Annotated in this window: 22 protein-coding genes and 1 tRNA gene; 17 read left to right on the top strand and 6 right to left on the bottom strand. The window is 55.7% G+C overall.

Going from position 1 to position 22,110, the window contains the following annotated elements; genetic code table 11:
• The 4 genes from ACWHYZ_RS13410 to ACWHYZ_RS13395 all read left to right on the top strand — a co-directional run bounded on the left by ACWHYZ_RS13410 (nt 1) and on the right by ACWHYZ_RS13395 (nt 3,662).
• On the top strand, nt 1-213 hold the full coding sequence (locus ACWHYZ_RS13410) for a hypothetical protein (RefSeq protein ID WP_447983192.1): 213 nt from the start codon (nt 1-3) through the stop codon (nt 211-213).
• A 740-nt stretch (nt 214-953) separates the two neighbouring features.
• Nucleotides 954-1,889, top strand: a complete 936-nt coding sequence (locus ACWHYZ_RS13405) for a DUF72 domain-containing protein (RefSeq protein ID WP_447983191.1) — start codon at nt 954-956, stop codon at nt 1,887-1,889.
• Nucleotides 1,890-2,017: 128 nt separating this feature from the next.
• Nucleotides 2,018-2,839 carry a hypothetical protein gene (locus ACWHYZ_RS13400; RefSeq protein ID WP_447983190.1) on the top strand — a complete coding sequence of 274 codons (822 nt, stop codon included), beginning with the start codon at nt 2,018-2,020 and terminating at the stop codon, nt 2,837-2,839.
• A gap of 544 nt (nt 2,840-3,383) precedes the next feature.
• The gene (locus ACWHYZ_RS13395) at nt 3,384-3,662 is read left to right on the top strand and encodes an RNA recognition motif domain-containing protein (RefSeq protein WP_447987583.1); all 279 of its coding nucleotides are present in this window, start codon (nt 3,384-3,386) and stop codon (nt 3,660-3,662) included.
• A 534-nt stretch (nt 3,663-4,196) separates the two neighbouring features.
• Here ACWHYZ_RS13395 and ACWHYZ_RS13390 read toward each other — a convergent pair.
• Nucleotides 4,197-5,399 carry a cation:proton antiporter gene (locus ACWHYZ_RS13390; protein ID WP_447983189.1) on the bottom strand — a complete coding sequence of 401 codons (1,203 nt, stop codon included), beginning with the start codon at nt 5,397-5,399 and terminating at the stop codon, nt 4,197-4,199.
• 689 nt (nt 5,400-6,088) lie between these two features.
• Here ACWHYZ_RS13390 and ACWHYZ_RS13385 point away from each other — a divergent pair.
• From ACWHYZ_RS13385 to ACWHYZ_RS13375, 3 genes are all read left to right on the top strand, one after another.
• Nucleotides 6,089-6,799 (top strand): DUF3313 domain-containing protein, encoded by a 711-nt coding sequence (locus ACWHYZ_RS13385; protein ID WP_447983188.1) that lies wholly within the window; start codon nt 6,089-6,091, stop codon nt 6,797-6,799.
• Nucleotides 6,778-7,104: a hypothetical protein gene (locus tag ACWHYZ_RS13380; protein ID WP_447983187.1), complete on the top strand. Its 327-nt coding sequence runs from the start codon at nt 6,778-6,780 to the stop codon at nt 7,102-7,104. The genes ACWHYZ_RS13385 and ACWHYZ_RS13380 overlap by 22 nt, the downstream gene beginning before the upstream one ends.
• A 359-nt stretch (nt 7,105-7,463) precedes the next feature.
• Entirely contained in the window at nt 7,464-8,180 is a 717-nt protein-coding gene (locus ACWHYZ_RS13375) for a lipid-binding SYLF domain-containing protein (protein ID WP_447983186.1), read from the top strand.
• Between the two features lie 166 nt (nt 8,181-8,346).
• On the opposite strand, the gene ACWHYZ_RS13370 is transcribed toward ACWHYZ_RS13375, so the two are convergent.
• The 4 genes from ACWHYZ_RS13370 to ACWHYZ_RS13355 all read right to left on the bottom strand — a co-directional run bounded on the left by ACWHYZ_RS13370 (nt 8,347) and on the right by ACWHYZ_RS13355 (nt 10,381).
• A tRNA-Phe gene (locus ACWHYZ_RS13370) sits at nt 8,347-8,422 on the bottom strand.
• Nucleotides 8,413-8,997, bottom strand: coding sequence for a hypothetical protein (locus tag ACWHYZ_RS13365; RefSeq protein ID WP_447983185.1), 585 nt, complete (start codon nt 8,995-8,997; stop codon nt 8,413-8,415). The genes ACWHYZ_RS13370 and ACWHYZ_RS13365 overlap by 10 nt, the downstream gene beginning before the upstream one ends.
• A gap of 182 nt (nt 8,998-9,179) precedes the next feature.
• A complete protein-coding gene (locus tag ACWHYZ_RS13360) occupies nt 9,180-9,989 on the bottom strand; it encodes a family 1 encapsulin nanocompartment shell protein (RefSeq protein ID WP_447983184.1) in 810 nt (269 codons plus the stop codon).
• Nucleotides 9,986-10,381, bottom strand: coding sequence for an encapsulin-associated ferritin-like protein (locus tag ACWHYZ_RS13355; RefSeq protein ID WP_447983183.1), 396 nt, complete (start codon nt 10,379-10,381; stop codon nt 9,986-9,988). Before ACWHYZ_RS13355 ends, ACWHYZ_RS13360 begins: the two co-directional genes overlap by 4 nt.
• A 986-nt stretch (nt 10,382-11,367) precedes the next feature.
• Between ACWHYZ_RS13355 and ACWHYZ_RS13350 the strand changes: the two genes are divergently transcribed.
• The 9 genes from ACWHYZ_RS13350 to ACWHYZ_RS13310 all read left to right on the top strand — a co-directional run bounded on the left by ACWHYZ_RS13350 (nt 11,368) and on the right by ACWHYZ_RS13310 (nt 21,006).
• On the top strand, nt 11,368-12,501 hold the full coding sequence (locus ACWHYZ_RS13350; RefSeq protein WP_447983182.1) for a VLRF1 family aeRF1-type release factor: 1,134 nt from the start codon (nt 11,368-11,370) through the stop codon (nt 12,499-12,501).
• A gap of 29 nt (nt 12,502-12,530) precedes the next feature.
• The gene (locus ACWHYZ_RS13345) at nt 12,531-13,487 is read left to right on the top strand and encodes a universal stress protein (protein WP_447983181.1); all 957 of its coding nucleotides are present in this window, start codon (nt 12,531-12,533) and stop codon (nt 13,485-13,487) included.
• Between the two features lie 24 nt (nt 13,488-13,511).
• The gene (gene rnk / locus ACWHYZ_RS13340) at nt 13,512-13,925 is read left to right on the top strand and encodes a nucleoside diphosphate kinase regulator (protein ID WP_447983180.1); all 414 of its coding nucleotides are present in this window, start codon (nt 13,512-13,514) and stop codon (nt 13,923-13,925) included.
• Between the two features lie 50 nt (nt 13,926-13,975).
• Nucleotides 13,976-14,407, top strand: coding sequence for a cupredoxin domain-containing protein (locus ACWHYZ_RS13335; protein ID WP_447983179.1), 432 nt, complete (start codon nt 13,976-13,978; stop codon nt 14,405-14,407).
• A gap of 126 nt (nt 14,408-14,533) precedes the next feature.
• Nucleotides 14,534-15,382: a CBS domain-containing protein gene (locus tag ACWHYZ_RS13330; RefSeq protein WP_447983178.1), complete on the top strand. Its 849-nt coding sequence runs from the start codon at nt 14,534-14,536 to the stop codon at nt 15,380-15,382.
• 77 nt (nt 15,383-15,459) lie between these two features.
• Nucleotides 15,460-15,645, top strand: coding sequence for a hypothetical protein (locus ACWHYZ_RS13325; RefSeq protein ID WP_447983177.1), 186 nt, complete (start codon nt 15,460-15,462; stop codon nt 15,643-15,645).
• 544 nt (nt 15,646-16,189) lie between these two features.
• Nucleotides 16,190-18,826 carry a sensor histidine kinase gene (locus tag ACWHYZ_RS13320; protein ID WP_447983176.1) on the top strand — a complete coding sequence of 879 codons (2,637 nt, stop codon included), beginning with the start codon at nt 16,190-16,192 and terminating at the stop codon, nt 18,824-18,826.
• Nucleotides 18,827-19,270: 444 nt separating this feature from the next.
• Nucleotides 19,271-19,660 carry a response regulator gene (locus ACWHYZ_RS13315; protein WP_447983175.1) on the top strand — a complete coding sequence of 130 codons (390 nt, stop codon included), beginning with the start codon at nt 19,271-19,273 and terminating at the stop codon, nt 19,658-19,660.
• Nucleotides 19,661-20,262: 602 nt separating this feature from the next.
• Nucleotides 20,263-21,006, top strand: coding sequence for a DUF1499 domain-containing protein (locus ACWHYZ_RS13310; RefSeq protein ID WP_447983174.1), 744 nt, complete (start codon nt 20,263-20,265; stop codon nt 21,004-21,006).
• Nucleotides 21,007-21,660: 654 nt separating this feature from the next.
• Here ACWHYZ_RS13310 and ACWHYZ_RS13305 read toward each other — a convergent pair.
• Complete coding sequence (locus tag ACWHYZ_RS13305) at nt 21,661-21,888, bottom strand: transposase (protein ID WP_447983173.1); 228 nt, start codon at nt 21,886-21,888, stop codon at nt 21,661-21,663.
• Here ACWHYZ_RS13305 and ACWHYZ_RS13300 point away from each other — a divergent pair.
• Nucleotides 21,802-22,086, top strand: a complete 285-nt coding sequence (locus ACWHYZ_RS13300; RefSeq protein ID WP_447987642.1) for a hypothetical protein — start codon at nt 21,802-21,804, stop codon at nt 22,084-22,086. The genes ACWHYZ_RS13305 and ACWHYZ_RS13300 overlap by 87 nt on opposite strands.
• Nucleotides 22,087-22,110: the final 24 nt, after the last annotated feature.

The following is a 22,110-nucleotide window of genomic DNA, read 5'->3' as shown; positions in this document are numbered from 1 at the left end:
ATGAAACAGCGCATCATCATGCAGATCTTCGCGGCGACCCTGCTGGCCCTCACCATGCCGGTGAGCTGCATGTCATCGCGGCCCGCAAAAGAGAACCATTCCTCGCACGAGGGAATTTCGGCTCAAGTGAGTGGGACCCAGACGACCAGGACCGAAGACGATTGCCGTACTCTAGGTCTCTACAATTGTTATTCGCCCATAGGGGCATTCTGACTTTGCCGCCGCGACATTAGTGACCAGTACGACAGGCATTCGTACATGCTAATATCTCCATGGCGAATCAGAAGAGAAACCGATGAGGGAATGGCGTTGTGGGACGGAATAGTGCTCATCCCTTTTTGGCGGCGTCACGAAGGAGGCTTGGGTCAGGGGGTGCTTTGGGGGCGCTTCCCGTCCATGGAGTTCCATTCCTGTAGCCACATTCTTCATCCAGGGCTGCTTCCGCGGCGCGAACGGCGAGGCTCTCATTCTTGGAATGCATCCGTGCAACCAGTCGGTTCGATGGCCTTCCCGTCGTGCTCCCGAGTCAGATTTCTGTCGCAACCTTCGGACAGCCGTCAGAATTGCCACTATGACCTGGTTTCCAGGCTGATGGCGCGGTACTTTTCGTCCCCCTGTCTGGTTTTGGTCTGTTTTTCAGACGTCATCATTATCCCTTCCGTAACCGGTTACGATGTTCTTTTCCGTCAATCGATCTCGTACCCGCACCAGAAGGCGTTGGAAATTAGCGAACCGCTGATTAAGATGGCAGGTTGCCGGTTGTATTCCTCCATCTGAGGGCGGGCGTCCCGTGCAAGTAGGCGAGTCCGCTCATTGCTAACCCGCTCTCCCTCAACAACAAGCATCTGGAACTCCTCAATATAACATCTAAGGGCATCCTGAACTGCTGACCACAGTGGCGTATTTAAGATAAGTGCCATGGGACATCGGCCCGTGGCTGAATTCCGGCTTGAATGATGGAACGCCTACTGGTGAAATATGCCATGCCGCTGTCTCCACTCATCCATTTCGGAACCAGCACGTGGGCCTATGAAGGGTGGCAGGGGATTGTCTATCACAAAGCCTATCCAAAGAAACGGTTTAAGCAGGACTGTTTAGCTGAGTATGCGCACTATGAGCACCATGGGGAACGTCTATTCACGACCGTTGGATTCGACTTTACTTTTTACGGGCCTCCGACACCTCAATTGTTGGCGCACTATGCCGCTCAACTCCCGCCGGGCTTTTGCGCGTGCGCCAAAGTGTGGCAGGAAATCACCGTGCCGGTTTTCCCGTCCGGTCTTCGCTATCGGAAAATGGCGGGGCCGAATCCACATTTCCTCGACCTTGAGTATTTTCTCGAAATGGTTCTTCCGCCTTTCGATGAGGCTTTCCAGGAGCATACCGGCCCGTTCATATTCGAGTTTCAACGCAGTGGAATCGAGGCAAGAGAATTTCTTCCCAAGCTGGACCGCTTCTTGTCCGGCCTGCCGAGGCGCTATGACTATGCCGTCGAAGTGCGAACTCCTATGCTGCTCGGCTCTCGCTATGGCGACATTCTGAAGGCGAATGGGGTCGCTCACGTCTACAATCATCTGTATGGGATGCCGTCGCTCGCAGAACAACACCAGGCGTTAGGATGCTCCTTTTCGGCTCCATTTACCGTCATGCGGCTGCTGACGCCCCGCGACATGGCGTACCATGATGCCGTTAAAGTCTACCAGCCTTACCATAGACTCGTCCGGCCGCTTCCCGACATGCGCAAGGACACCATCAGATTGATTAACCAAGCCGTCGACGATCACGTCCGTGCTCACGTCCTCGTCAACAACCGTTCAGAGGGAAGCGCCCCTCTGACGGTCCAAGCGCTGGTGGATCAGCTGAAGGATAACGGGAGGACCATGGCCTAGAGGGTAGTGATCCTAAAAGTCGGCGCATTGCCCGTACCTGTGGCTGTATGACACAGAGAAACCGGCCGATGCCAAACGTGAGGGGATAGGGTACACTGCCCCGCTAGAAATTGTTGGCAGGTCATACAATGGAAAAGAATTTTGCGTTTTCTACTCTTCTGTTATTAGTCATGGCCACGCCGGGGTATTTTTTCCTGCTGACATTTCATGCGGGACGACTCAACAAGCAGGTCCTTCCGAAGGAATGGATCCAGGACGTCTTGCGAATGATCTTCTATTCGTTTCCGTTTCACATTCTCGCTCTATTCGCGGTGGCTCATCTCGTACCACCGGAGTGGGTGAAGCCACATGACATATCGGCTGATGTGTTTCATCTGCTCATCGGCACATCGACTGATAACACAATCGCTGTCTATGATCGGCTCTACAGTGCTATTCACTGGATCATTCTCTACTTCGCAATCGTAATCGGCTTCGCAGCGCTGATTGGATACGTGTGGCGATGGGCGGTGTGGGAAGGCCGACTCGATGTCAAATTCGAGACGCTACGATATAACAACAACTGGCTGTATTTTTTTACCGGTAGGGACCGAGTGCCTCAGCTTCAATACGGCTTCCGTGATTTGCTGCACGCCATTCAATTAGCATGCGATTGGCGCCAACCAAAAGAGCGGATCGCGTCGATTGTAGATGTGTTGGTGGAAGTGGAAGGAGTGTCGAGAATTTACCGAGGACAATTTTACGACTTTTCAACGGACAGCGCCGGCAACCCTGTGTCCGTATCCTTGCTCGCGACGCGAACGATTCTATTTAAGGAGTGGGAGCTTGCGGTACCCCCATGGTCAAACATTCCGGGCGAAGTGTTTGCGATTAGATTCGACGAAGTGAAGAATATTAACGTGACTTATTTGCCGCTATCGGAGGTCGTGAAGGAGCAGCCGGTTCCATAACCGTCTTTTTTATAGGAGTACGAGGATCTTTTCGATTCATGATTTCATCAAGCCGACCGGACTTCCGAAGATCATCAACGATTGATCGTGCTTCATCCCGGTATGCACCATAGCTTCCCATACAATCACCTCACTCCAAACACGGTACCAAAAACCGGGAAATATAATATGTAGGACGTCATAAGGGATGATCAATGTAGCCAAAATTCTACTGAGATGTCAACAAGGTGACGCGCTATTTGAGGGTGATAAGCAATTCGCCGACGATAACTTTTCCCAGTCCTCATCAAGCCTTATGTCCGCGTATTGCGATACGATCCCACCAAGAGTCGAGAGTTGTCGGGCTGTGACATGCAAGCCGGCGCAAACCAATTCGATTGGTAGCAATGCCCCGTAGTTTCAATAGCTTCCCCTGGGTGACGTCGAAATGGCTGTCCATATAAATGTGATCTGAGATAGGTAGGCTCTTTCCAGTGAGGTCAAGCCGGAGCAAGGGCGACGCACCCAATTGACAACCGTAAGTAACAGGCCTACAGTGACGCTCATGAGCAACGTAAGCTCACAGTCAGCTCTTATTATTGATGGCCTATCCCTTTCAGCGACCGTAGACGACCTCCGAGACATGCTTGCGCCCTATGGCTCAGTGGTTTGGTGCCGCATTGCCGTGGACCGTTTGGGCAACTCTCTTCGTTACGGATACGTGATGATGGATACCGAAGAAAATGCTTCTGAGGCTCTCCAAGCACTGACCGGCAAGATGTTCGCCGGTCTTCCAATCACTGTCGCTCTCGCTGAAGCTCCTGGGCTTCCTCGTCTAGCATAACCACCTCGGTATCCGGCGTTAGATAGTGTTGGTCTACAGATCCGAATCCCACAGAGACGCATTGTCCTTCAGAGCGTGTATCATCTGCCGATCAGTGTAGAGGCCCGGTGGCCATCCAGTCAGTATCACCGTAGAGCATGTCAGTATATGCCTGGTGTACTACTAAGTAGTTGCATATCTTCATACCATACGATTCATTCGCATAGAACGCTGTAGCTTCAGTGGACGTCTCCTCGCGCTGAACCACTCCCTTCTTGAAACCTCTTACGAGTGCTGTCCGGTAGTGGCTCCGCAAGGATCATCTAATGGAATTCATGCCGCAGCAGGATGTCCCCACCGACTGTGAGCGACCCGAAATCATCCGGAAAGACAGGAGATAATGCGCCAGAGGTCTGCGCAGACGAAGCAGGACTATAGGTGGTTAATCGAGTCAGCCCAGCGTTCCATTTCCACCACAATAAGTTCGGTGACGAACACTCTCAGCCATAGAACGGGAGCGTTCAGGTAGAGTGACTCTTTCCTGTACTGGACATTTCAAGTGGTCGGAACATTCGGGCAATGGATAGCCGACTGGTCCCGTCGACTCCACAGAACCCCAAGATAATCCAGCCATGATGTCATGATCATCGTCACCGCAATTACCATGATCCCATCGGCGAATTGACTAGAAGTCACAACGCCCGAGGCCAGCAGCGCGCCCAGGATCACAAAGCCGAATTCTCCGGCTTGTGCAAGAAGGAAAGAGACACGCGCAGCAGGACCGTGCTTCATCTTCAGAATTCGAGCCACCAGATAGAGAACCACGATCTTTACCGCAATGATCGCCATGGCGTGCATAAGTATCCTCGGCGTGTGTCCTCTCAACACGCTCATGTCTATCGTCAGACCTACAGATACAAAGAAAAGTCCAAGCAATAGGTCCTTGAACGGCATGACCTTGTCTCTAAGCTGATCTAGGTATATGGTGTTTGACAAAGCGACACCCATCACGAACGCACCGATAGCCATTGATAGACCGACACGGGAGGCCAGCCATGCACTGCCCAGCACGGCGATAAAGAGGACGATTGTAAAGGTCTCGCTCATGTGTTGCGAGATCGTCACGCGAAAGAGGGGAGGGCAGATTTTCCGGCCGACGAGGAACACAAGGGCCAGCACGCTCATGGCTGGCAGGACATTCCACCACGTGAGGAAGCCAGCCGATCCAGTCCCGGCGAACACTGGAACTAAAGCCATGATCGGCACAACCGTCAAATCTTGAAACAAAAGGACACCGAAAGCCGCTTGCCCATGTTCCTGATCGAGTTCGTGTTTCCTCTCCAAGATCTTGAAGACCAGAGCCGTCGATGAATTTGACAACACCAACCCGAGCAGTAGAGCCAACGACCAGGATGGAGCAAACAGGCGCCAGTAGAACATCAGTACAAGGCCGGTCGCCGCGACTTGCAACGCTCCCATGCCTAAGGCATACCGCCGTAACGCCCACGCTTTCCTCAGGTCGAGCTCAAGACCGATGACGAAGAGAAAGAACACTACTCCTAATTCTGAGACTTCCTGCAACCGTTCCACTTGAGTCGGGCCAAGCAGGTGCGAGGATCCTAGGATAATTCCCGAGAGCAACAAACCGAGCTCCGGTCCAATCCCAAGTCGGTGAGCGATCGGGATCATCACGGCGCTAATCGTTAGCAGTACCGTGATGGCGAGCAAGATGTCTGGCAGTCGCAAATAGGTGTTCAAGGTGTGGCTCTGAGCTAGTGGCCCGTGTTGGTTCTTAGAAAGGAGCCAACATCACCACGGTGGATTACAACAGTGAGAAGAACGAATACTATGATGCGGAAGAACGCGCCATAGGACAAAGCGGCAATCTTGGGATCACAGCCCGAAGGCAATCGAACGACTGGTGGCACTGATGGATACAAAGAAGGAAAGCGTCGCCGTTCGAGCCGCGAAAGCGTTGCTGAATCGCGCGGTATGCCACGCCTTTCACCGGACGAAAATCACTGGACAGGAAGCGCCAGTGATCCGAGCCACCTCTGGGACGGGGCCGAAACGGGATGAGGACTATTCCCCTAGAGCCAGTGCGTCACGGGGTAAAAACGGTGAGAGCAGCCGCGCCGATCTGAAATCCTTGAGGAGAATCCTTGTGAGCACGTTACAGGCAATTTTATCTGGCGACGGCCAAAGTGAACAGGCATTCCTTTGGCCTGTCAATTTTACTAGTTTATGGAAGGCACTCAACGATACTAAGCTTGATGTCCACAGGCGGATCATGCGCCACCCGACAGCACAAAGACCCGTGGTGGCCTTGGAGCCAGTGTCAGGCGATGAAATCGCATTTGCTTTCCCGGAATCCATTCGGTGCCGTGCTTAATCGTTGCGGGGGATTAGTCGATCACTAAAGAGACGCTGGGAACAGGAGGTTCTTCATGCGTGTGTTCAAAACTCTGGCGCTTTGCTGTGTACTGCTGGTCGTTAGTTGCGCCCCGACCAAGCAGGCTCGTTCAGTGCAGCCCTCGGGATTTCTCGGCGATCTGTATCCCTTGATGCACAAGGGTGCCGACGGAGAAGCGTTGTTGTGGTACAAGAGTCCGATCGTTGCGACGATTCCGCGCGGGACATATACGAAGATCCTGTTGGACCACGCGCAACTGTGGGGACCACCCACGACGGATGCGACCCGCCAGAGGCAGGCCCAGCACGTCTCAGACATTCTCTATGGCCTGTCCTACCTCAGCCTGTCGAAGGATTACGAGATGGTGTCGGAGCCGGGGCCCGGGACGCTGCGGATTCAGGCGGCGATCACGCGCGCCGATCCGGCTTATGTGGTGCTGCGTGCCGTGTCCACGATTCCGGCGCCGATGAACGCCCTGGCCGTGGCCTCACTACTTAAGAACCTCGGCACCGGCAAACCGCTCTTCGTCGGCGACGCAAGCATCGAGGTGAAGATTTCCGACGGACAATCCGGTGACCTCCTAGGCGCGGGCGCCGATCGCCGTGTGGGCAACAAACGCCTGGATGCCGACTCGTTTGATTCATGGGATGACGTTTATAAGACGCTGGAGATCTGGACCGAAATGCTCCGGTACCGGTTATGCACCGAGCGTGGCGGCACGAATTGCGTGAAGCCGAAGGTGTGAACGCCATGTCCTATGCCTACAACGGCAAGCGAGAGCTGTCGGGGTGGTACATGAAGGATATACTGCGGTGCGTCCGCGCTTGCAGACAACACGGCCAGTGGAACAAGACTAGCTCCGCCGGAGGTTTATTCCTTTACTTTTGTTTCTATGGGCGGCAGGAGCCGGCGTTCGACAATTCAACGAAGCCGGAGGACTACGAGGAGGTGACGTACAAGGCGGATGGCTCGATCGATTTCGTCTTCGTTATGCGCCGCTTGAGCCTGGGTCGGCAAGAGCTGGCGGCCGGGCGAGATCGAAGTGGCTAAGGTAGCGAAGGTAGCGATAGTAGTAGGTGATCATCGTGTGATTGCCTCGGGCGAACTCAGACTTCTGAACGGTCACCGTCTGGCCGCGTGGGTACATGTCGATCTTGACGAGGTTCTAGATGCAACGGTCTGTCGGCTTGACCGTGGGTGACACTACTGGCTCTGGGCCAAACGTTCTTCGGCGCGTTTCGTGTTGTTCAAAGGCAGAGAGCTGGTGGCTCGAGCTTACGCGGCTGTTCTGGTTTATTACTTGATAGGACCGGCGGGATGTTAGGCATTCACGCATTGGTCTGTTGTGGTCGCGTGAGCGAAGAAGGCCCGTTTGTGTGTGAGAATACCATCTAAGGAGGAAATACGATATGCGTTGCATAATGGAGCAGAAGCAGAGTGACAGGCTTGGATCTACACTTCTCGGTATGGCGATCGTTCTCACGGTTGCGATTTGTGTCCCGATGTCGGCCATGGCGGCAGACTCGGCGGAACAGCAACAGCTTGTGGACAAGGCGCGTCTGACCATTGAAGCCTTTGGGGCAGATCCGGATCTGCGATGGGTCCTTCGCGACGACATCAAAGAATTCAAAGGTATCTTTATCGTCCCCCAGCTGCTTCGGGGAGCCTTCGTATTTGGGGGCCGAGGAGGCAGCGGTGTGCTGCTCGTCCGCAATGAGAAGGGAAGCTGGTCCCAACCGGCGTTTTACAGCATCGGCTCAGTAAGCTTAGGCTTCCAGGCAGGAGCGGATGCCAGTCAGATCGTGTTTCTGATCAGGACGACCAGGGGACTGGAGCAGTTTTACAAGCACGATTTCAAGCTCGGGCTCGATGCAGGTGCGGCGGCCGGCCCCGTTGGTGATGGCGGAAGTCTCCATGGTGTGACGGCCGATCTGATCTCGTATGCCACCGGTAAAGGTCTCTTCGCGGGCATGGCGTTGGATGGAGCCTTAGTCGCCGTATCGGATGATTCCAATGCGGCATACTATGGGAAAGAAGTAAGGCCTACAGACATTCTCGTTAAGCAGAGTGTGGAGAACAGTAAATCGGACGACCTGCGCGCGGCTGTGGCCAAGGTCATTCGGTAACTAAGGAGTCGCCGAGGTTCGGCGCCCGAGCCAGAGTTATTCCTTGGAATCAGTATTGCCCTATCGAGGCACCAAACCCGAGCGCATTGAGGGTAAGTGGGTCTATATGTGGGAAAACGGCGTTTTTCTGATAGTGCGTAATTCGGTGTAACTGGTTGATATCAAATGGTGCCGAGGGACAGAATCGAACTGTCGACACCAGCCTTTTCAGGGCTGTGCTCTGCCAACTGAGCTACCTCGGCACACGCTTAGATTCAATGGCTTCTGAACGGGACACGTCATCGGAATTTCGTTGTGCCAACCAAAATGCCAACACGCCTTGACCGACTGACGGGCCAAAATTCTGAGCTGCCTCGACTACCTCGGGCTCTTCCGTATGAGTTTTGAATCGATTCACAGTCGTCGTCTGCTGCCCGAGCAATTCCATCGCGGCAGACTGATTTGCTCTTAACTGTTGGCTATGGATCTTGGAACAGTATCTAAAAATTATGATGGCTAGTGCGCTGACTGATGTGTGCAGCAGCAGTCGCCCTGATCGTTTTTTGGAGATTACCAAAATGTCTCTCTCCGCGTCCACATCTTTTGCAGTAAATTGTTTTCCCATCGGCGCGCATAAAGAGACATTTTCACCGGCATGCTCCTTAAGCACATTTCGAATGACCGACAGTACCGGCCCGACAAGGGGAGCGTCACGGTCCTGAGCATCTTTCCGGCTCCATCCATCCTTCACGCGATAAGCCAGTTTGTCATCGGACAATAACGTCGGCGGGCTTGAGGTGTCGGGCTTCTTCGATTCCTTCGGGGCAGAACCCTTCACAACTACAGATGGTTTAAGGACGGTATGGATCGCCGCGAAGCAGGGACGCAGTACGAGATGGTTAAGGTCATGGATTGAACATCGCGGCGAAGTGTCGGCCCCTCCGTTCGTCCGAATCATCAAGGTGACCAATTAGACCGCTTCCAATAGATCGTTTCCCGCATTGGCGAGCCGCGATTGCTTTACTTTGCCTCACCAGGAGTGATGACGCAGATGGCGTCCGGCGCTTCAACTTTCAGGGCAAGCGATTCGCTCACGGCGAAATTGTAATGGGCGGGCCCGGGACTGATATAGGCCACCTCTAGGTCCTGCCCGAGCACGATGGGGCCGACATCAGGCGCTACCAGCACCCCGCCCGCAATGGGGGCCTTGACAATTCCTCGCGTACATAACCGCTCGATGTGTTGGATTTGCAAGAGGTCGGTACCTGGGTAATGTCGAAACAGATTGTTGTAGAGCATAGGCGCGAGGGCAAGACCATACGGCCCCCGATACCCCTTGTCGTCCAGGATATTGACGGCCGTAATCAGATCATCCAGTACCCGATCGAGACTGCTCCAGTCTCCACCATGGTGTGTATTCCGTCCGTTGACCGTGAGCAATCCCGGCAACTGTAGATCGGATTGTCCGTTGTATAAGAATTCTTCTTCACGGACCGCCACAGCCTGGGCCGCATCTTCCACCGGTTTCATATTCAGCGGCTGGTGCATGTCCGTCGTGGCGGCAACGAGACGGGTCGACAAGACAAACGGTTGATAAATGAACGGCACCGGCAGGAGACGACTTACGAGTGCCGTTGCCCCGTGCTCACTCTGTGAGGGGGAAGATAGTTCTCGGCCGGTCTCAAGGGCGGTCAGTCCCAGACCGTGCGGCCCTTCTACGTTTAGAATGCGGCGTGCCGACAGCATCTCGCGGGCGGCGGAGATTGCCGCCTCTTCGATGGCTGTCCAAAGCTCCTCTCCAAACGGTGCCACACTCGCATGGTGAGTCATACGTGCCTCCCTTTGAGCGCACCGATCGTCACGCGCGGACGCGGCCGGCACTTTGTCCCGGACTCTTGCTCTGGCCCCTCTCCACCAGTTGCGGCTTTTTCCAATTTTGTAATGTCTCCGTGCGTGAAGAGATACGTTTTCAGGGACCCATTCATTTTCGGCACCAGTCGACGCAGCCATTCCAGCACCATCGAGGCATGTTCGATTTCCTCATTCATGTTGTGTTCCAGGATCGCCTTGAGCTGCTCATCCCCACAGACCTCGACGCGCTGCCGATACCAATCAATCGCTTCCAGCTCTTCCATGAGACTGACGAGAGCCCGATGGATGTCGAGGGTCTGGGGCGACAGGTTCTCGTACGGCTCGTGAGTCCCTGCACTTGATGCCGCCATAGCGTCTCCTTTCTCAATGATCTTTCACCAGTCTCTCGCGAGTAAGCGAGTAGTACGTTTTGTGTTTTCGATATGCGCGACCGGACGGAGCAATGTGGCGAACCCCATTCGATCGTCACGTCGTTCGATCCCTTTTAGTTTTCCGTGTGCTGAAACGACTATCCGGGAGAGTAGGAACTTTCGGCACTGCTTTCGCCACATCTTCGGTAAGCCTGACACTTACAATAATTGTGATGAAGGCCAGATGCGGCAGTCTTGGAATTCGATTCGATGATCAGCCCAAGATGTCTTGGACAATACGGCCTAGCTCTTTATGGCCATGCTTCGCTGCGTTCAATGTGGACACCGAACCGATGAGATTATTGCCAACAATCGGGCATCACCACCATACACTCGTCGTCGTTTAACTCGACATTGGGCTCCTGTCTAACCATTCATGGCCGCCTTACCACTTGATGCATCGGGTCGAGTCCCGGCTCTCTTGTTCCCGATCCTGTATCGATTCTGTCCTTCCATCATCATCTGAGCAGGCATTGTTGCTGAGCATGCAGTGTTTCCATTACGCACACCATCTCTGAAGGCAGACTGACGGCAGCGCACGGCCTCGTGACCAATCAGCAGGGGACGATTCCCTTATCGACGACGTCCCGCGAGGCGGCGCATGCTTCATAACATCTAAGCGACGTGCGCGGACTAAGATGTTGGCAACTCTTCGGTCCTATTGATGAGCCGGACACGGAATGGGAAGCGGTTCACGAGCGCGGGCCGGAACTTATCCTGGCGATACACATGACGCGACCGGCGCGGTAGGAATGGAAGCGGTTGGCCGCGCAGCGGGGCGAAGTAAGACCATGGACTACGTCTCCTCGTGCGACGGCTGACTATCGACATCCTGTTGCCTGGAGTATGGATAAACGGCGAGGGCGACATGGGCCGTTTTCAGAGAGCCGTTTCGGCGGTCGTCGCCATGTCCCCGGAGGTCGCTTATGTTGAATCCAATGCTGATCCAGTCACTTCCGAAGCTCGAGGCCCCGATCCTCACCGTCTACCTCGACACCAATCCGGCCAATCCTTCTAATCAAGGCCAGCCGTCCGGCGCACGAATCTGGCTCAAGTCTCAGGGAAAGGCACTCATGACCAGTCTGCCGCGTGCCGAGGAGAAGGTGGTGAGCAAGCAGCTCCAGCGCATCGACAATTTCCTCAAGACGAGGGTGAAGCGTGAACGAGGGATCGCCATGTTTGCCGGCCCGAAGGCCTGGCGCGTGCTGAGATTACAAGTCGATGTGGATCATGAACTACACTGGGGACAAGCATCGTTGACGCAGTTGCTCTGGCTCCTCGATGAACATCAGCCCAGCGGCGTGGTGGTTGTGGATCGGTCCGGGGCACGGTTCTATCGGTTCTGGATGAGGGAGGTGGAAGAGCAGAAGACCGAGCGGTTTACAGTCGATACCTCTCAGTGGAGGGTCAAGAACGTCGTCCGTTCGGCCGGCCGGACCGCCACCGCGCAGCGGGATGCCTTCGAACAACGCGTTGCGGCCAACTATGCGAGGCTGTTCCGTGAAGCGGGCAAAAGGATTGGACGGTGGGCGGCACAGGAGAAGCTTGACATGCTGTTCATCGCAGGCACTGATGACGTGGTTGAGTCCGTATGGAACAACATCCCGGACAAGACGCGTGTCCATGCGACGCGTCTCATGGGCGACTATGCCCGGCTTTCGGCCGCCGCTCTCCAAGACCACGTGGGCCCTGAAATCGACCGGTGGAAGCGAACCCAGGAGGCCGCCATGGTGGCCGACATCATGGAGCAGCGGAACCAGAAGCGCGCTGTTCTGGGCATCGATCAGACGCTGGCCGCGATCCAAGACGGCCGCGCACGCCTCGTGATCGTGGCGCGCGGGGTTCGCGGTCGAGTGAAGCAGTGCTTGAAATGCGGCTGGGCGGACCGCGCCGCCGACCCGCTGTGCCCGGTCTGCGGCGGGCAGCGGCGCTTGGTTACGCTCCGTGAGGCGCTGCCTGCGTTAGTTCGGAGAGTGGGAGTGCCGGTGGACGTGGTCGCCGGTCGAGCGGCCACGAAACTAAAGACCGTTGGGGGACTGGCAGCATGGCTGCGCGAATGAAGGGCTTGTTGGAACGATGAGGAGGAGGCATGAGCAGGCCGTTCATCAGCCACATTGTCTTGGCCACCGATTTTTCGGAATGCGCGTCTGATGCGCAGGATTATGCAGTCCGGGTGGCGAAGGCGTATGACGCGACACTGCATGTGGTCCATGTATCGGAAAGCCCGTTCTGGTATGGCTCACATGCGGCGACCATCTTATATCTGGAGCAGGCGCAGAAGGAGGGCGAAAGGCAACTCGCGGCCACTGAGCAGCAATTGGCCCAGAGCGGGCTGAAAGGCGTGGAGCTTCGACAGGTCGTCGGCATCCCGAGCGAGCAGATCACGAAAGCGGCCCAAGATATCGGAGCCGATCTGATCGTCCTCGGAACACGGGGCCGTACCGGATTAGATGCGATCGTGCTTGGCAGCACAGCAGAACGTGTCATCAAGAGTGCGCCATGCCCTGTGTTGGCGATTCCGAGGAGACCCACCCCGGGTGATGAAGAGACAGCAGGAACTCGCGCGACTCCCACCTTTCGACATATCTTGGCCGCGCTGGATTTCTCGAGTCCCTCTCTGGATGCCGCCGAGTATGCCATCCAACTGGCGAACCATTTCGGCGCTAAGGTGACACTCCTCCATGTCTTGGAACCTATTTACTATGGTGCCGAAATGGGACTGCAATCAGTGGAAGCAAAGTGGGGAAGGTGGACGCATTGGCGGGCACAGTTGGACGAACTTGCCGGTTTGGTGAGCGCATTGGGATTGGCAGGCGGAACCCTCCTCCGCGGTGGTGTCCCGGGCGATTCGATCGTTGCCTCTGCGAAGGAGCAGGGCTGTGATCTCATCGTGATGGGCACGCATGGACGACGAGGGTGGTCCCGGCTGCGCTTCGGCAGTGTCGCCGAAGGGGTCCTCCGGCAGGCGCCTTGTCCCGTCATCGCGGTCAAAAGCCCGAAGTTTGAACCGGGCCACCGTCGCGTGCTGCCGCAGGCCGTCGAGTGATGGGAGTGGGATCGGGAGGAGTCCATGGAACACCGAGACATTTATATCACGCAGTATGACCTGACCCGATTGAAGGAATTGCTTGACGTGGGCATCCGTGCCGCGAGGGATCGGCCCTTACTCGAGACGCTCCAAGGGGAACTGGACCGGGCCCATATTGTGGAGCCGAGCGCCGTGCCGCCCGATGTGGTGACGATGAACTCCCGCGTCCGCCTCATCGATGTCGAGACGAAGGAGGAGCACGTCTACACCATCGTGTTTCCCTCTGAAGCCAAGCTGGAGGAACGTAAGATTTCCATTTTGGCCCCGATCGGCACGGCGCTGCTCGGCTACCGCGTCGGCGATACGGTGGAATGGCCGGTCCCCGGCGGAGTGAGGCGGTTGCGCATCGAGGAGCTTCTGTACCAACCGGAGGCGGCCGGTGATGACCGTCCTTAACGCCGACAGGGAGGGCTCGGGACATCAATGCTGCACAGAAAGGACATCACATGACTTGCCGAAAGACCGGTGCGATCAGGAGCTGGATCGGGCACTGCCTGTTGGGCGTGTCCTTTGCGATAGGACTGTTCGCTCAAGCTGATGCTCAAACCGAGCAAAGGGTGGACGTGACGATTCGCGATTTCACCTTCATCGCGACGCAGGCGCCGTTGGTCCTGAATGTGCCCGCGGTCATCACCATTCGTAATGATGATCGCGAGCGGCATAATTTCGACTCGGCGCTCTTTCAAGGAATCCTGACCGAGGTCGAAACCGGTAGCGTGACGACGTACGGACGGGGGATCGGTGGCTTGTACGTCGACCCTCAAGGCCACGCCGTGGTGCGGTTCACGGTGAAGCGTCCGGGTCGGTACGAGTTTAGGTGCACGATTCATCCGAACATGAGCGGCGAGTTGTTGCTTCTCAATATTCAAGCGGTGTAACGCCCGGGCGTTCTCGATCGCCGGTTGGCACGGTCCTACGGACCACGGATCGAACGCCTGCGTACTTCGGGTCCGACCATCTCGCTGGCTCACCGTCATCAAGCACAGAGAAAAAGAGAGGCGCATATGAAAGAGAGACGAAGTCTGCGCGGACGCGTCGTGAAAGATTCCGCCATGCGGGTCGGCGAGATGATGAACACCAAAGTGGTGACGGTCGAGCCGGAGAAAGCGGCGAGCGTGGCCTGGTCTCGAATGCGACAGCGGGGCATTCGGCATCTTGTGGTCGCGGAACACGACCGAGTGCGGGGCGTCATTTCAGAGCGCGATCTCGGCGGCGTGTCCGGCGCCAGCATCCGAAAGGGCCGTTTGGTTGAGGATCTGATGACGCCGCGCGTGGTGAGCGTGGAATCGAAGACGACACTGAGTCAGGCGGCCGACGTGATGCGACGCCAACAGATCGGCTCCCTCCCGGTGTTGGATGACGGGGTGCTTGTTGGCATCGTCACGGCGAGCGACGTCTTCGATGAACTGGGCCGCAGCTCGACGCGCTCGACCTTCCCGGGGTCGATCCCGAGAGGGTTGAAGCGGGAGTCCTCCCGTCTGGGTGTGTCGCTCGTTCCGGCTCATATCCGTGTGCAGGGGACAAAGCTAAGTAAGGAGAAACGGATCGACATCCGGCAACAGTTGGGCAGGAGGCTCGGAAAGTTTGGACCGTCCATCGAGCGGGTCACCGTCCGCGTGGACGATGTGAACGGTCCCCGTGGCGGCATCGATCAGCTCTGCCGCATCAAAGTCGTTCTCAGTGGTCTTCCGAGCGTGGTGTTCGAAGCGCAGGATGCCTCGCTCGACATCGCGATCGGGAAGGCACTCGCTGGGACGGAACGAGCCGTGCGCCGAACCGTGCAACGCAGACGCATGAAACCGATCAAAGTCGGGGCGCGGACAAGAGCCGGCACCACCGGACCGGAAGAATGAAAGGAGTCTTGAAATGTCCTTGAGATGGTATCAGAGACCGCGCCTTGTCGTAGTGAACTCCAAGAGTTCCGTGCTGGATGCCGCGCGAGGCGATCGAGAACAACAACATCGGCGCAGTGGCCGTCCAAGAGAAAGGACACGTTGCGGGCATTGTACCTGAGTGGGATTTGACCATCCGTGTGGTGGGAATTGCGGCCGGTGAGGCAGATGGACAACCCAGTCTCTATCGGTCTCAGTGCACTGTGAGGAACGGCTATGGATAGCTAACGGAAGACGGCACGGTCTCGATCGCCGAGCGAGCCTCACAGCATTGCCATGAGGTTCGGCAAATCTCGATGGAGACCGCTGGAGACGAAGGATGTTAAGGTCCGGCCTGAAGGATACACCGGCAGTCCTTGAACATGGGTTCCAGCGTACGCCGGGGTACCTCTCGGCCAACGTGCTCAGTGAGCTGACTCGAAGCTGGCGGCATTTGGATAGACGTCGGCATGATAGGACCTCCCTAGTATAGTTAGTGTCTCCGGCGTCTATATCGCAAGGATTCTTCCGTTAACACTCACAACGCGTGTAAGAGTGTGGCCCTGACCAATTTTCACCGGGGATCGTAGGAGTCGTGCAAGGCATTTCCTATTTATTGATGACCTGCCGAGCCAATCAGCTCACACGCAACTCGTTGCGCCGGACCTCAGTGCAATGGAATCGGCACTCTAAGACAGGCATGGTTAAATGCCTAGGATAGCTTATGGATTGTCTAAGGGTCAGTTTTAGGTGCATCATTTGCCCTCGGTTAACGTGCTGAGGGCGTGGATGTTTCACGACGATCAAGGATCTGCCAAACCTGTTGAAGCGAGGTCTGAACCCACCCAGGATGCGCTACGTCAGTTATTGGATGCGACAGGAGTCGTCCCTTGGGAAGCGAATGCCCAGACGTGGCAATTCACCTATGTGGGACAGCAGGCCGTGAAGCTGCTGGGATACCCTGTCGAGCGATGGTACGAGAAGGGTTTTTGGGCTGACCATATACTTATCGAAGACCGTGCGCGCAGCATCGAATACTGCCTTGAACATAGCCAAACCGACGATCAGTACCAGTTCGAATACCGCATGCATCGCGCAGATGATCAGATTGTGTGGATACAAGATATCGTCACGGTCGTCCGCGACAATGGTGCCCCGGCTCTGCTTCAAGGTTTTCTCATCGATGTCACTGCACGCAAGCAGGCGGACGAAGCCTTACGGAAAAGCGAAGAGCGTTTTCTCCTTGCTGTCCAAGGATCAAATACCGGCTTGTGGGATTGGGATATTCACGCGAACCAAGTCTTCTTGTCGCCGATATGGAAACGTATGCTGGGTTATGAGGACTTTGAGATCAAGGACAGCTTCGAGGAGTGGGAGGGGCGGCTTCATCCAGACGAACGAGAGCGGGTCGTGGCGATTCTGAGGGACCATCTAGCTGGTTCACTGTCTGAATATGAACTGGAACACCGGCTTCGGCACAAGAATGGCTCCTACCGATGGGTCTTGTCCCGGGGCGTATCACTCCGCGACGCGAATGGCAAGCCGACGCGGTTCGCCGGGTCCCACGTCGACATTACCAAACTCAAAGAGACCCGCGAGGCCTTGGAAGCAAGCGAACAGGCACTGCGTGAGCGCAACACGCTTTTTGGCAAACTTGCCGAGCGCATCGATCAGGTGTTTTGGTTTATGGAATTGAACCCACAGCGCGTCGTCTATGTCAGCCCGGCATTCGGCCGAATTTGGGGCGTTCCGGTGGAAACGGCGTACGCAGACCCACGGACCTGGCTGAAAAGCATTCATCCAGAGGACCAAAGGCCGGTGAGTGCTGCCTTTGACGCGTATATCCGCGGTGAGGCCCCGACATTCCATCTCGAGTATCGTATCCTACGCCCGGATGGAACCGTCCGCTGGATCTGCGATGAGGGCGCCCGCATTATGGGGGAGTCCGGGCGGGTTAGGTGGGTCAGTGGGATTGCTAAAGATATTACCGAACGAAAACTAGCCGAAGACGCCCTGCGTGAGAGTGAAGAGCGATTCCGACTGATGGCTGATTCCGCTCCTGTGATGATCTGGATGTCTGATATCGACAAGCGGTGCAGCTACTTCAACAAGCGGTGGCTTGACTTCACGGGCAGACCAGTTGAGAAGGAACTGGGTGACGGATGGGCTGAGAATGTCCATCCCCATGACGTGGAACGATGTGTCCAGAAGTACTCGAATGCATTTGATGCGAAACGCCAATTTGTCATGGAGTACCGGCTGCGACGATTTGACGGCGAATACCGTTGGATTATCGACTTCGGCACGCCACGATTTGAATCGAGTGGTGGCTTCTGCGGCTACATTGGCTCATGTATCGACATCACTGACCGCAAATTCGTCCAAGATGCCCTGCGAAAAAGTGAAGCCAAGTTCAGGGCACTGTTTGAGTCGAATGTCCTGCCGATTATCTACTGGGAGGACGGTGGCGCTGTTGTCGATGCGAATGACGCCTATTTACAGTTAACCGGCTTCACGAAGGCGGAGCTGAAAGCGGGGAAGGTCCGTTGGGATGTCTTCATACCGCCTGACCATGCCGGCATGAAGCCGTCCTCACTTGCCAAAATGTTTTTAGGTCAGCCGGAATTTAGGGTCGCTGAGAAAGTATATCAATTGCGAGATGGACGTCGCATTCCAGCTCTTGTAACCGGAGCTCTGCTGCCCGGGAAGCGGGACCGCGGTATTGCCTTCGTCGTGGACCTCACCGAGCGGAAGATGGCGGAGAAGACGCTGAGCGAGCTGAGTGGCCGTATGATTTCTGCCCAAGAGGATGAACGGACGGCAATTGCCAGAGAACTTCATGATGATATTGGTCAGCGCATGGCACTGTTGGCGATCCAGGTCGAGAAACTGTCAAAACTCGTGAGCCGAGGGTCGCAAGAGAGCGGGCGCCTGGTGGAGTGTTTAAGAAATCAGACAAAGGAAATTGCCTCCGATATCCAACACATCTCCCACGACCTTCACTCTGCTAAATTGGAACATCTCGGCCTCATTTTTGCCGTCAAGGCTCTGTGCCGTGACGTGTCTGCGCACAAGCACATACGTATAGATCTGACCGCTCCGTCTGTTTCCACTGCAATTCCACAGACCGTCGGTCTCTGCCTCTATCGGGTCGTTCAGGAAGCGCTGCAGAACGTGGTCAAGCATAGCGGGTCAGGTGAAGCGAGGGTCAACATTTCTGTGTATCAGGATGCCATTGATCTTTCCATCTCTGATTCCGGTATCGGATTTGACTGCGAGTCTGCCGTTGCCGAGGGCCGAGTCGGGCTTGGGCTTGTGAGCATGCGGGAACGGGTCCGCCTTGTGAGAGGAGAATTTGTCATCGACTCACACCCATCCCAGGGCACCACTATTAGGGTCCGCGTGCCGCTGAACCGGGGCCGATGAGATCTGCCGAAACGGAGTCGATCATGGACAATACTTCCGCTAACGTGAGCTTCATGATACGGCCGAGTATCATGATTGCCTGCGACGGGAGTCTTTTTTTCGAGGCTGCCAGCTGACGATCCACCGACGTGAAGTCTTGCAGCTCATGGCCGGCACTTGATTGAAAAAGGGGCGGCCATGCTGCCTATCCTCACGAGGACCGTCGCCTTCCAGAATATCGGATGATGGAACGTCTAAGAATCAAGGGCAAAATGGAGCGGCGTCGGCTCGCTATTAGACCGCGACTGCTATCCGGTACGGCACCCCGCTGAGAATCATTCCCCCAGCATCTGTAATTTCTGACAGTATCTTCTTCTTCAGGCTAGTGCTACATGACGTATACCCGCTTCAATAGCGTGAATAGCATTGACTACGCTAGGAGAAGAAAAGGTTCGTAAGGACCGAATGCGCCTGATTATTGTGGACGACCATCCTGAGATGGTCAGCACAGTGACTCAATTGTTAAGGCCTGACTACGACATCGTTGCAACGACGGACAAAGGATGCAAGGCATTGGAAGCCATCACGGTATTAGAGCCTGATTGTGTGGTGCTGGACATTTCCATTCCGGATCTCAGCGGCATTGAAGTCGCACAGCGCCTGAAAGCGATTCATTCGCATGCGAAGATCGTGTTTTTAACCGTCCATGAAGATCCGGATTTCGTCCAAGAAGCCCTTGCCGCTGGAGCGAATGGCTATGTGGTGAAGTCTCAACTCACATCAGATCTCCCCGCGGCTCTCAAAAGAGCACTTGCCGGTGACTTGTTCATCTCCCCTTCGATCAATATGAATTAGCGGTCCTCAAGGGGAGGGCTCTCTTTCACTCATTTATGAGCTGCCGCGGTTTTCGTCACGCTTGGCCCAGGCAGTAATCGGGGGGTGAAGCGGCAGAGTGTGAATGAGGCCTGAGGAGGAACAGGAGCATTGGAACAGCATGGCGCCGATCGTTTCCTACAGGCGCTGGCGGGACGCAGACTTCGCTCTTCTCGCTCTCCTTATACTGGGGCGGCCCAAACACCGTCCACATAACTACGGCCGTCTTCGCATGGTCCAGCTGGATGGCACTTGCCATGTGGTTACGAGCCTCGGTTTCCATGCCCGGCAGTCCTTCTCGGGGTGACGCACGGGGCGTCTTGCGCTTTTAGCGTGATACCTCACTGACGATGTATTCGTAGTTGACTGATGCTCCGAGGGCGGCACAAAAGGTATGTTGTTCCAGTTTATATTGCGATCTGGAGAGAAGGGGTGCGGTTTCCCAGGACAACTCGCAAAAACGCCGATGACGTCCAACAAGTAAATCAGGAACGCGGGTCACCTCAAGAATGATTCCGGATAACGATGGTCTTCTCTCTAGGAAGACGCGGTAGGTACTTACGTCTTCGATATGTCATACTCAAATGACGATGTGGCTTAGCCGCTCGGCGTTGCTGCTGGCTTTCGGCTCTGCCGTGACCGCCATGCTGGCAGGGTTCGGCAGTCGCATGGGATGGTGGCACTTTCGGACCGGCTTCCAGATTCTGACTTGGGCCGCGTACGGCGGTTTAGCCAGTGCTTTTCTCGGCTTCGTCAGCGGTGTAGCCGCACTGTCGCGAGGACCTCGGCGCCAAGGCTTGGTGGCACTTGTCGCTCTCCTACTCGGTCTTGTCGTCGTGGGCATGCCATGGCAGATGAAGCGGACGGCGCAACGGGTGCCGCCCATTCACGACATCACCACGGATACCGACAATCCTCCTCGCTTCGCCGACATTCTGTCTTTGAGAAAATATAGTCCGAATTCTTCCGACTATGGCGGTCCCGACGTCGCTGCTCAGCAGCGAGCCGCCTATCCGGACATTCAACCGGTCATCTTGCGTATGCCGAGCCAGCAGGCATTCACACAGGTGGTCAAGGCGGCCGAGGCGATGAGATGGGACATCGTGGCGGCGAATCCCGACGAAGGGCGGATCGAAGCTACCGATACCACACTGTGGTTCGGCTTCAAAGACGATATTGTCATTCGAATCCAAGCTCAAGGCGACCAAAGCCGGGTCGATATTCGATCTGTCTCCCGGGTCGGGAAAAGTGATGTGGGCACGAACGCGCAACGCATTCGTGCGTATGTCCGAAAGCTAAGCCGAAGTGGAGCCGTATCCGGGTCGTGAGATATGTCCGACAAAACGTTTGGTAAGACGAACGGCCAAAAAACCAAACATCAAGTTTCCTTCGTTCTCAAAGGCATTCAAGAGAATCCAAGGGGTTCATAGAACCACGGATCACCAAATTCTCTGAGTCTAATCCGATCACGCGCTGCTTCGAGAAGCTGCTCAAAATCCATCCGGGCCAATGCGCCTCTCATGCGACTCCACCTGGCGGCTCCGTCGACTAATCGAAGAAGACTACGCGGATACCGTCGCTTGCGCGCCATTCCACGTTCTCGTATCAGACTTCCTAAGTGAAATCTGAGTTATAGTTTGACATTAGCCAGATCTGGAGAGGGTTCAATACCGGTAAAACTGACAGGGGGCCGCAGCGATTTCATACCACATAGTAATTGATACCGTCTTTGGCCCACCGGCTGGTGTTCGGGGAGACCGACTTATTACATGGTCGCCTACTTCTTACAAACGTTCCTCACCAAGAGCCACCAGAAGCGAATAAAGACAAGAAAGATTGATCGTGATAGATCACGATGGGGGCGACTGTTCTGGTAGATACCGTTGTGCTTGTCAAAGCCCTTCCTTATCATGCCGGGACCTCCCGAGGCTTGGTATGAGGGACGAAGGGACGTTTGGACTTGGCCACACTAAAGACCGCGGTCAGCAGTTTCCGCATGACCGCAATGAGCGCAACTTTGGGGTGCTTGCCACGTGCACGCAGCTGCTCATAGTAGGCCCGGAGCCAGGGGTTAAACGGGTAGCGACCAGCGCCGGCATCCAGAGCGCGGCTCTGAGGCGTGCATGGCCTATGGGAACCAGCGCCGCATGGACGGGCCGATGTTTGCCGGATTGCTTGAGGCCTGGGACGATACCCACATAGGCGGCCATGCTCACGCTTGTGCATGTGAGGACGATCAGGCCGCCTCAGGATACCGTACGAGCTTTGAACACCGGGCGAGGGCGCCACTCTACCAGACGAGGACAACGATGTTGCCTCTAGCAGCGGCCGGCGACCTCTCCCGGATCCCGTCTGCCCCGAGCTATACCACGGACATGGATGGCGTCACCACTATACAAGCAGCCTAGTAGCAAAATGCCTTGCAGGGAGAA

The sequence above is a fragment of the Nitrospira sp. Nam74 genome (assembly GCF_965152615.1).
Note: the sequence above shows the minus strand (reverse complement) of the source record. Positions and strands in the feature narration are given on the sequence as shown.

Coding starts and splice junctions, on each gene's coding strand:
- ACWHYZ_RS13320 (WP_447983176.1), top strand. CDS start 16,190: ATGTTTCACGACGATCAAGGATCTGCCAAACCTGTTGAAGCGAGGTCT.
- ACWHYZ_RS13345 (WP_447983181.1), top strand. CDS start 12,531: ATGAGCAGGCCGTTCATCAGCCACATTGTCTTGGCCACCGATTTTTCG.
- rnk (WP_447983180.1), top strand. CDS start 13,512: ATGGAACACCGAGACATTTATATCACGCAGTATGACCTGACCCGATTG.
- ACWHYZ_RS13375 (WP_447983186.1), top strand. CDS start 7,464: ATGCGTTGCATAATGGAGCAGAAGCAGAGTGACAGGCTTGGATCTACA.
- ACWHYZ_RS13400 (WP_447983190.1), top strand. CDS start 2,018: ATGGAAAAGAATTTTGCGTTTTCTACTCTTCTGTTATTAGTCATGGCC.
- ACWHYZ_RS13310 (WP_447983174.1), top strand. CDS start 20,263: ATGACGATGTGGCTTAGCCGCTCGGCGTTGCTGCTGGCTTTCGGCTCT.
- ACWHYZ_RS13330 (WP_447983178.1), top strand. CDS start 14,534: ATGAAAGAGAGACGAAGTCTGCGCGGACGCGTCGTGAAAGATTCCGCC.
- ACWHYZ_RS13355 (WP_447983183.1), bottom strand. CDS start 10,381: ATGGCGGCATCAAGTGCAGGGACTCACGAGCCGTACGAGAACCTGTCG.
- ACWHYZ_RS13315 (WP_447983175.1), top strand. CDS start 19,271: ATGCGCCTGATTATTGTGGACGACCATCCTGAGATGGTCAGCACAGTG.
- ACWHYZ_RS13335 (WP_447983179.1), top strand. CDS start 13,976: ATGACTTGCCGAAAGACCGGTGCGATCAGGAGCTGGATCGGGCACTGC.
- ACWHYZ_RS13300 (WP_447987642.1), top strand. CDS start 21,802: ATGGCCTATGGGAACCAGCGCCGCATGGACGGGCCGATGTTTGCCGGA.
- ACWHYZ_RS13405 (WP_447983191.1), top strand. CDS start 954: ATGATGGAACGCCTACTGGTGAAATATGCCATGCCGCTGTCTCCACTC.
- ACWHYZ_RS13360 (WP_447983184.1), bottom strand. CDS start 9,989: ATGACTCACCATGCGAGTGTGGCACCGTTTGGAGAGGAGCTTTGGACA.
- ACWHYZ_RS13395 (WP_447987583.1), top strand. CDS start 3,384: ATGAGCAACGTAAGCTCACAGTCAGCTCTTATTATTGATGGCCTATCC.
- ACWHYZ_RS13410 (WP_447983192.1), top strand. CDS start 1: ATGAAACAGCGCATCATCATGCAGATCTTCGCGGCGACCCTGCTGGCC.
- ACWHYZ_RS13325 (WP_447983177.1), top strand. CDS start 15,460: ATGCCGCGCGAGGCGATCGAGAACAACAACATCGGCGCAGTGGCCGTC.
- ACWHYZ_RS13385 (WP_447983188.1), top strand. CDS start 6,089: ATGCGTGTGTTCAAAACTCTGGCGCTTTGCTGTGTACTGCTGGTCGTT.
- ACWHYZ_RS13350 (WP_447983182.1), top strand. CDS start 11,368: ATGTTGAATCCAATGCTGATCCAGTCACTTCCGAAGCTCGAGGCCCCG.
- ACWHYZ_RS13305 (WP_447983173.1), bottom strand. CDS start 21,888: ATGGCCGCCTATGTGGGTATCGTCCCAGGCCTCAAGCAATCCGGCAAA.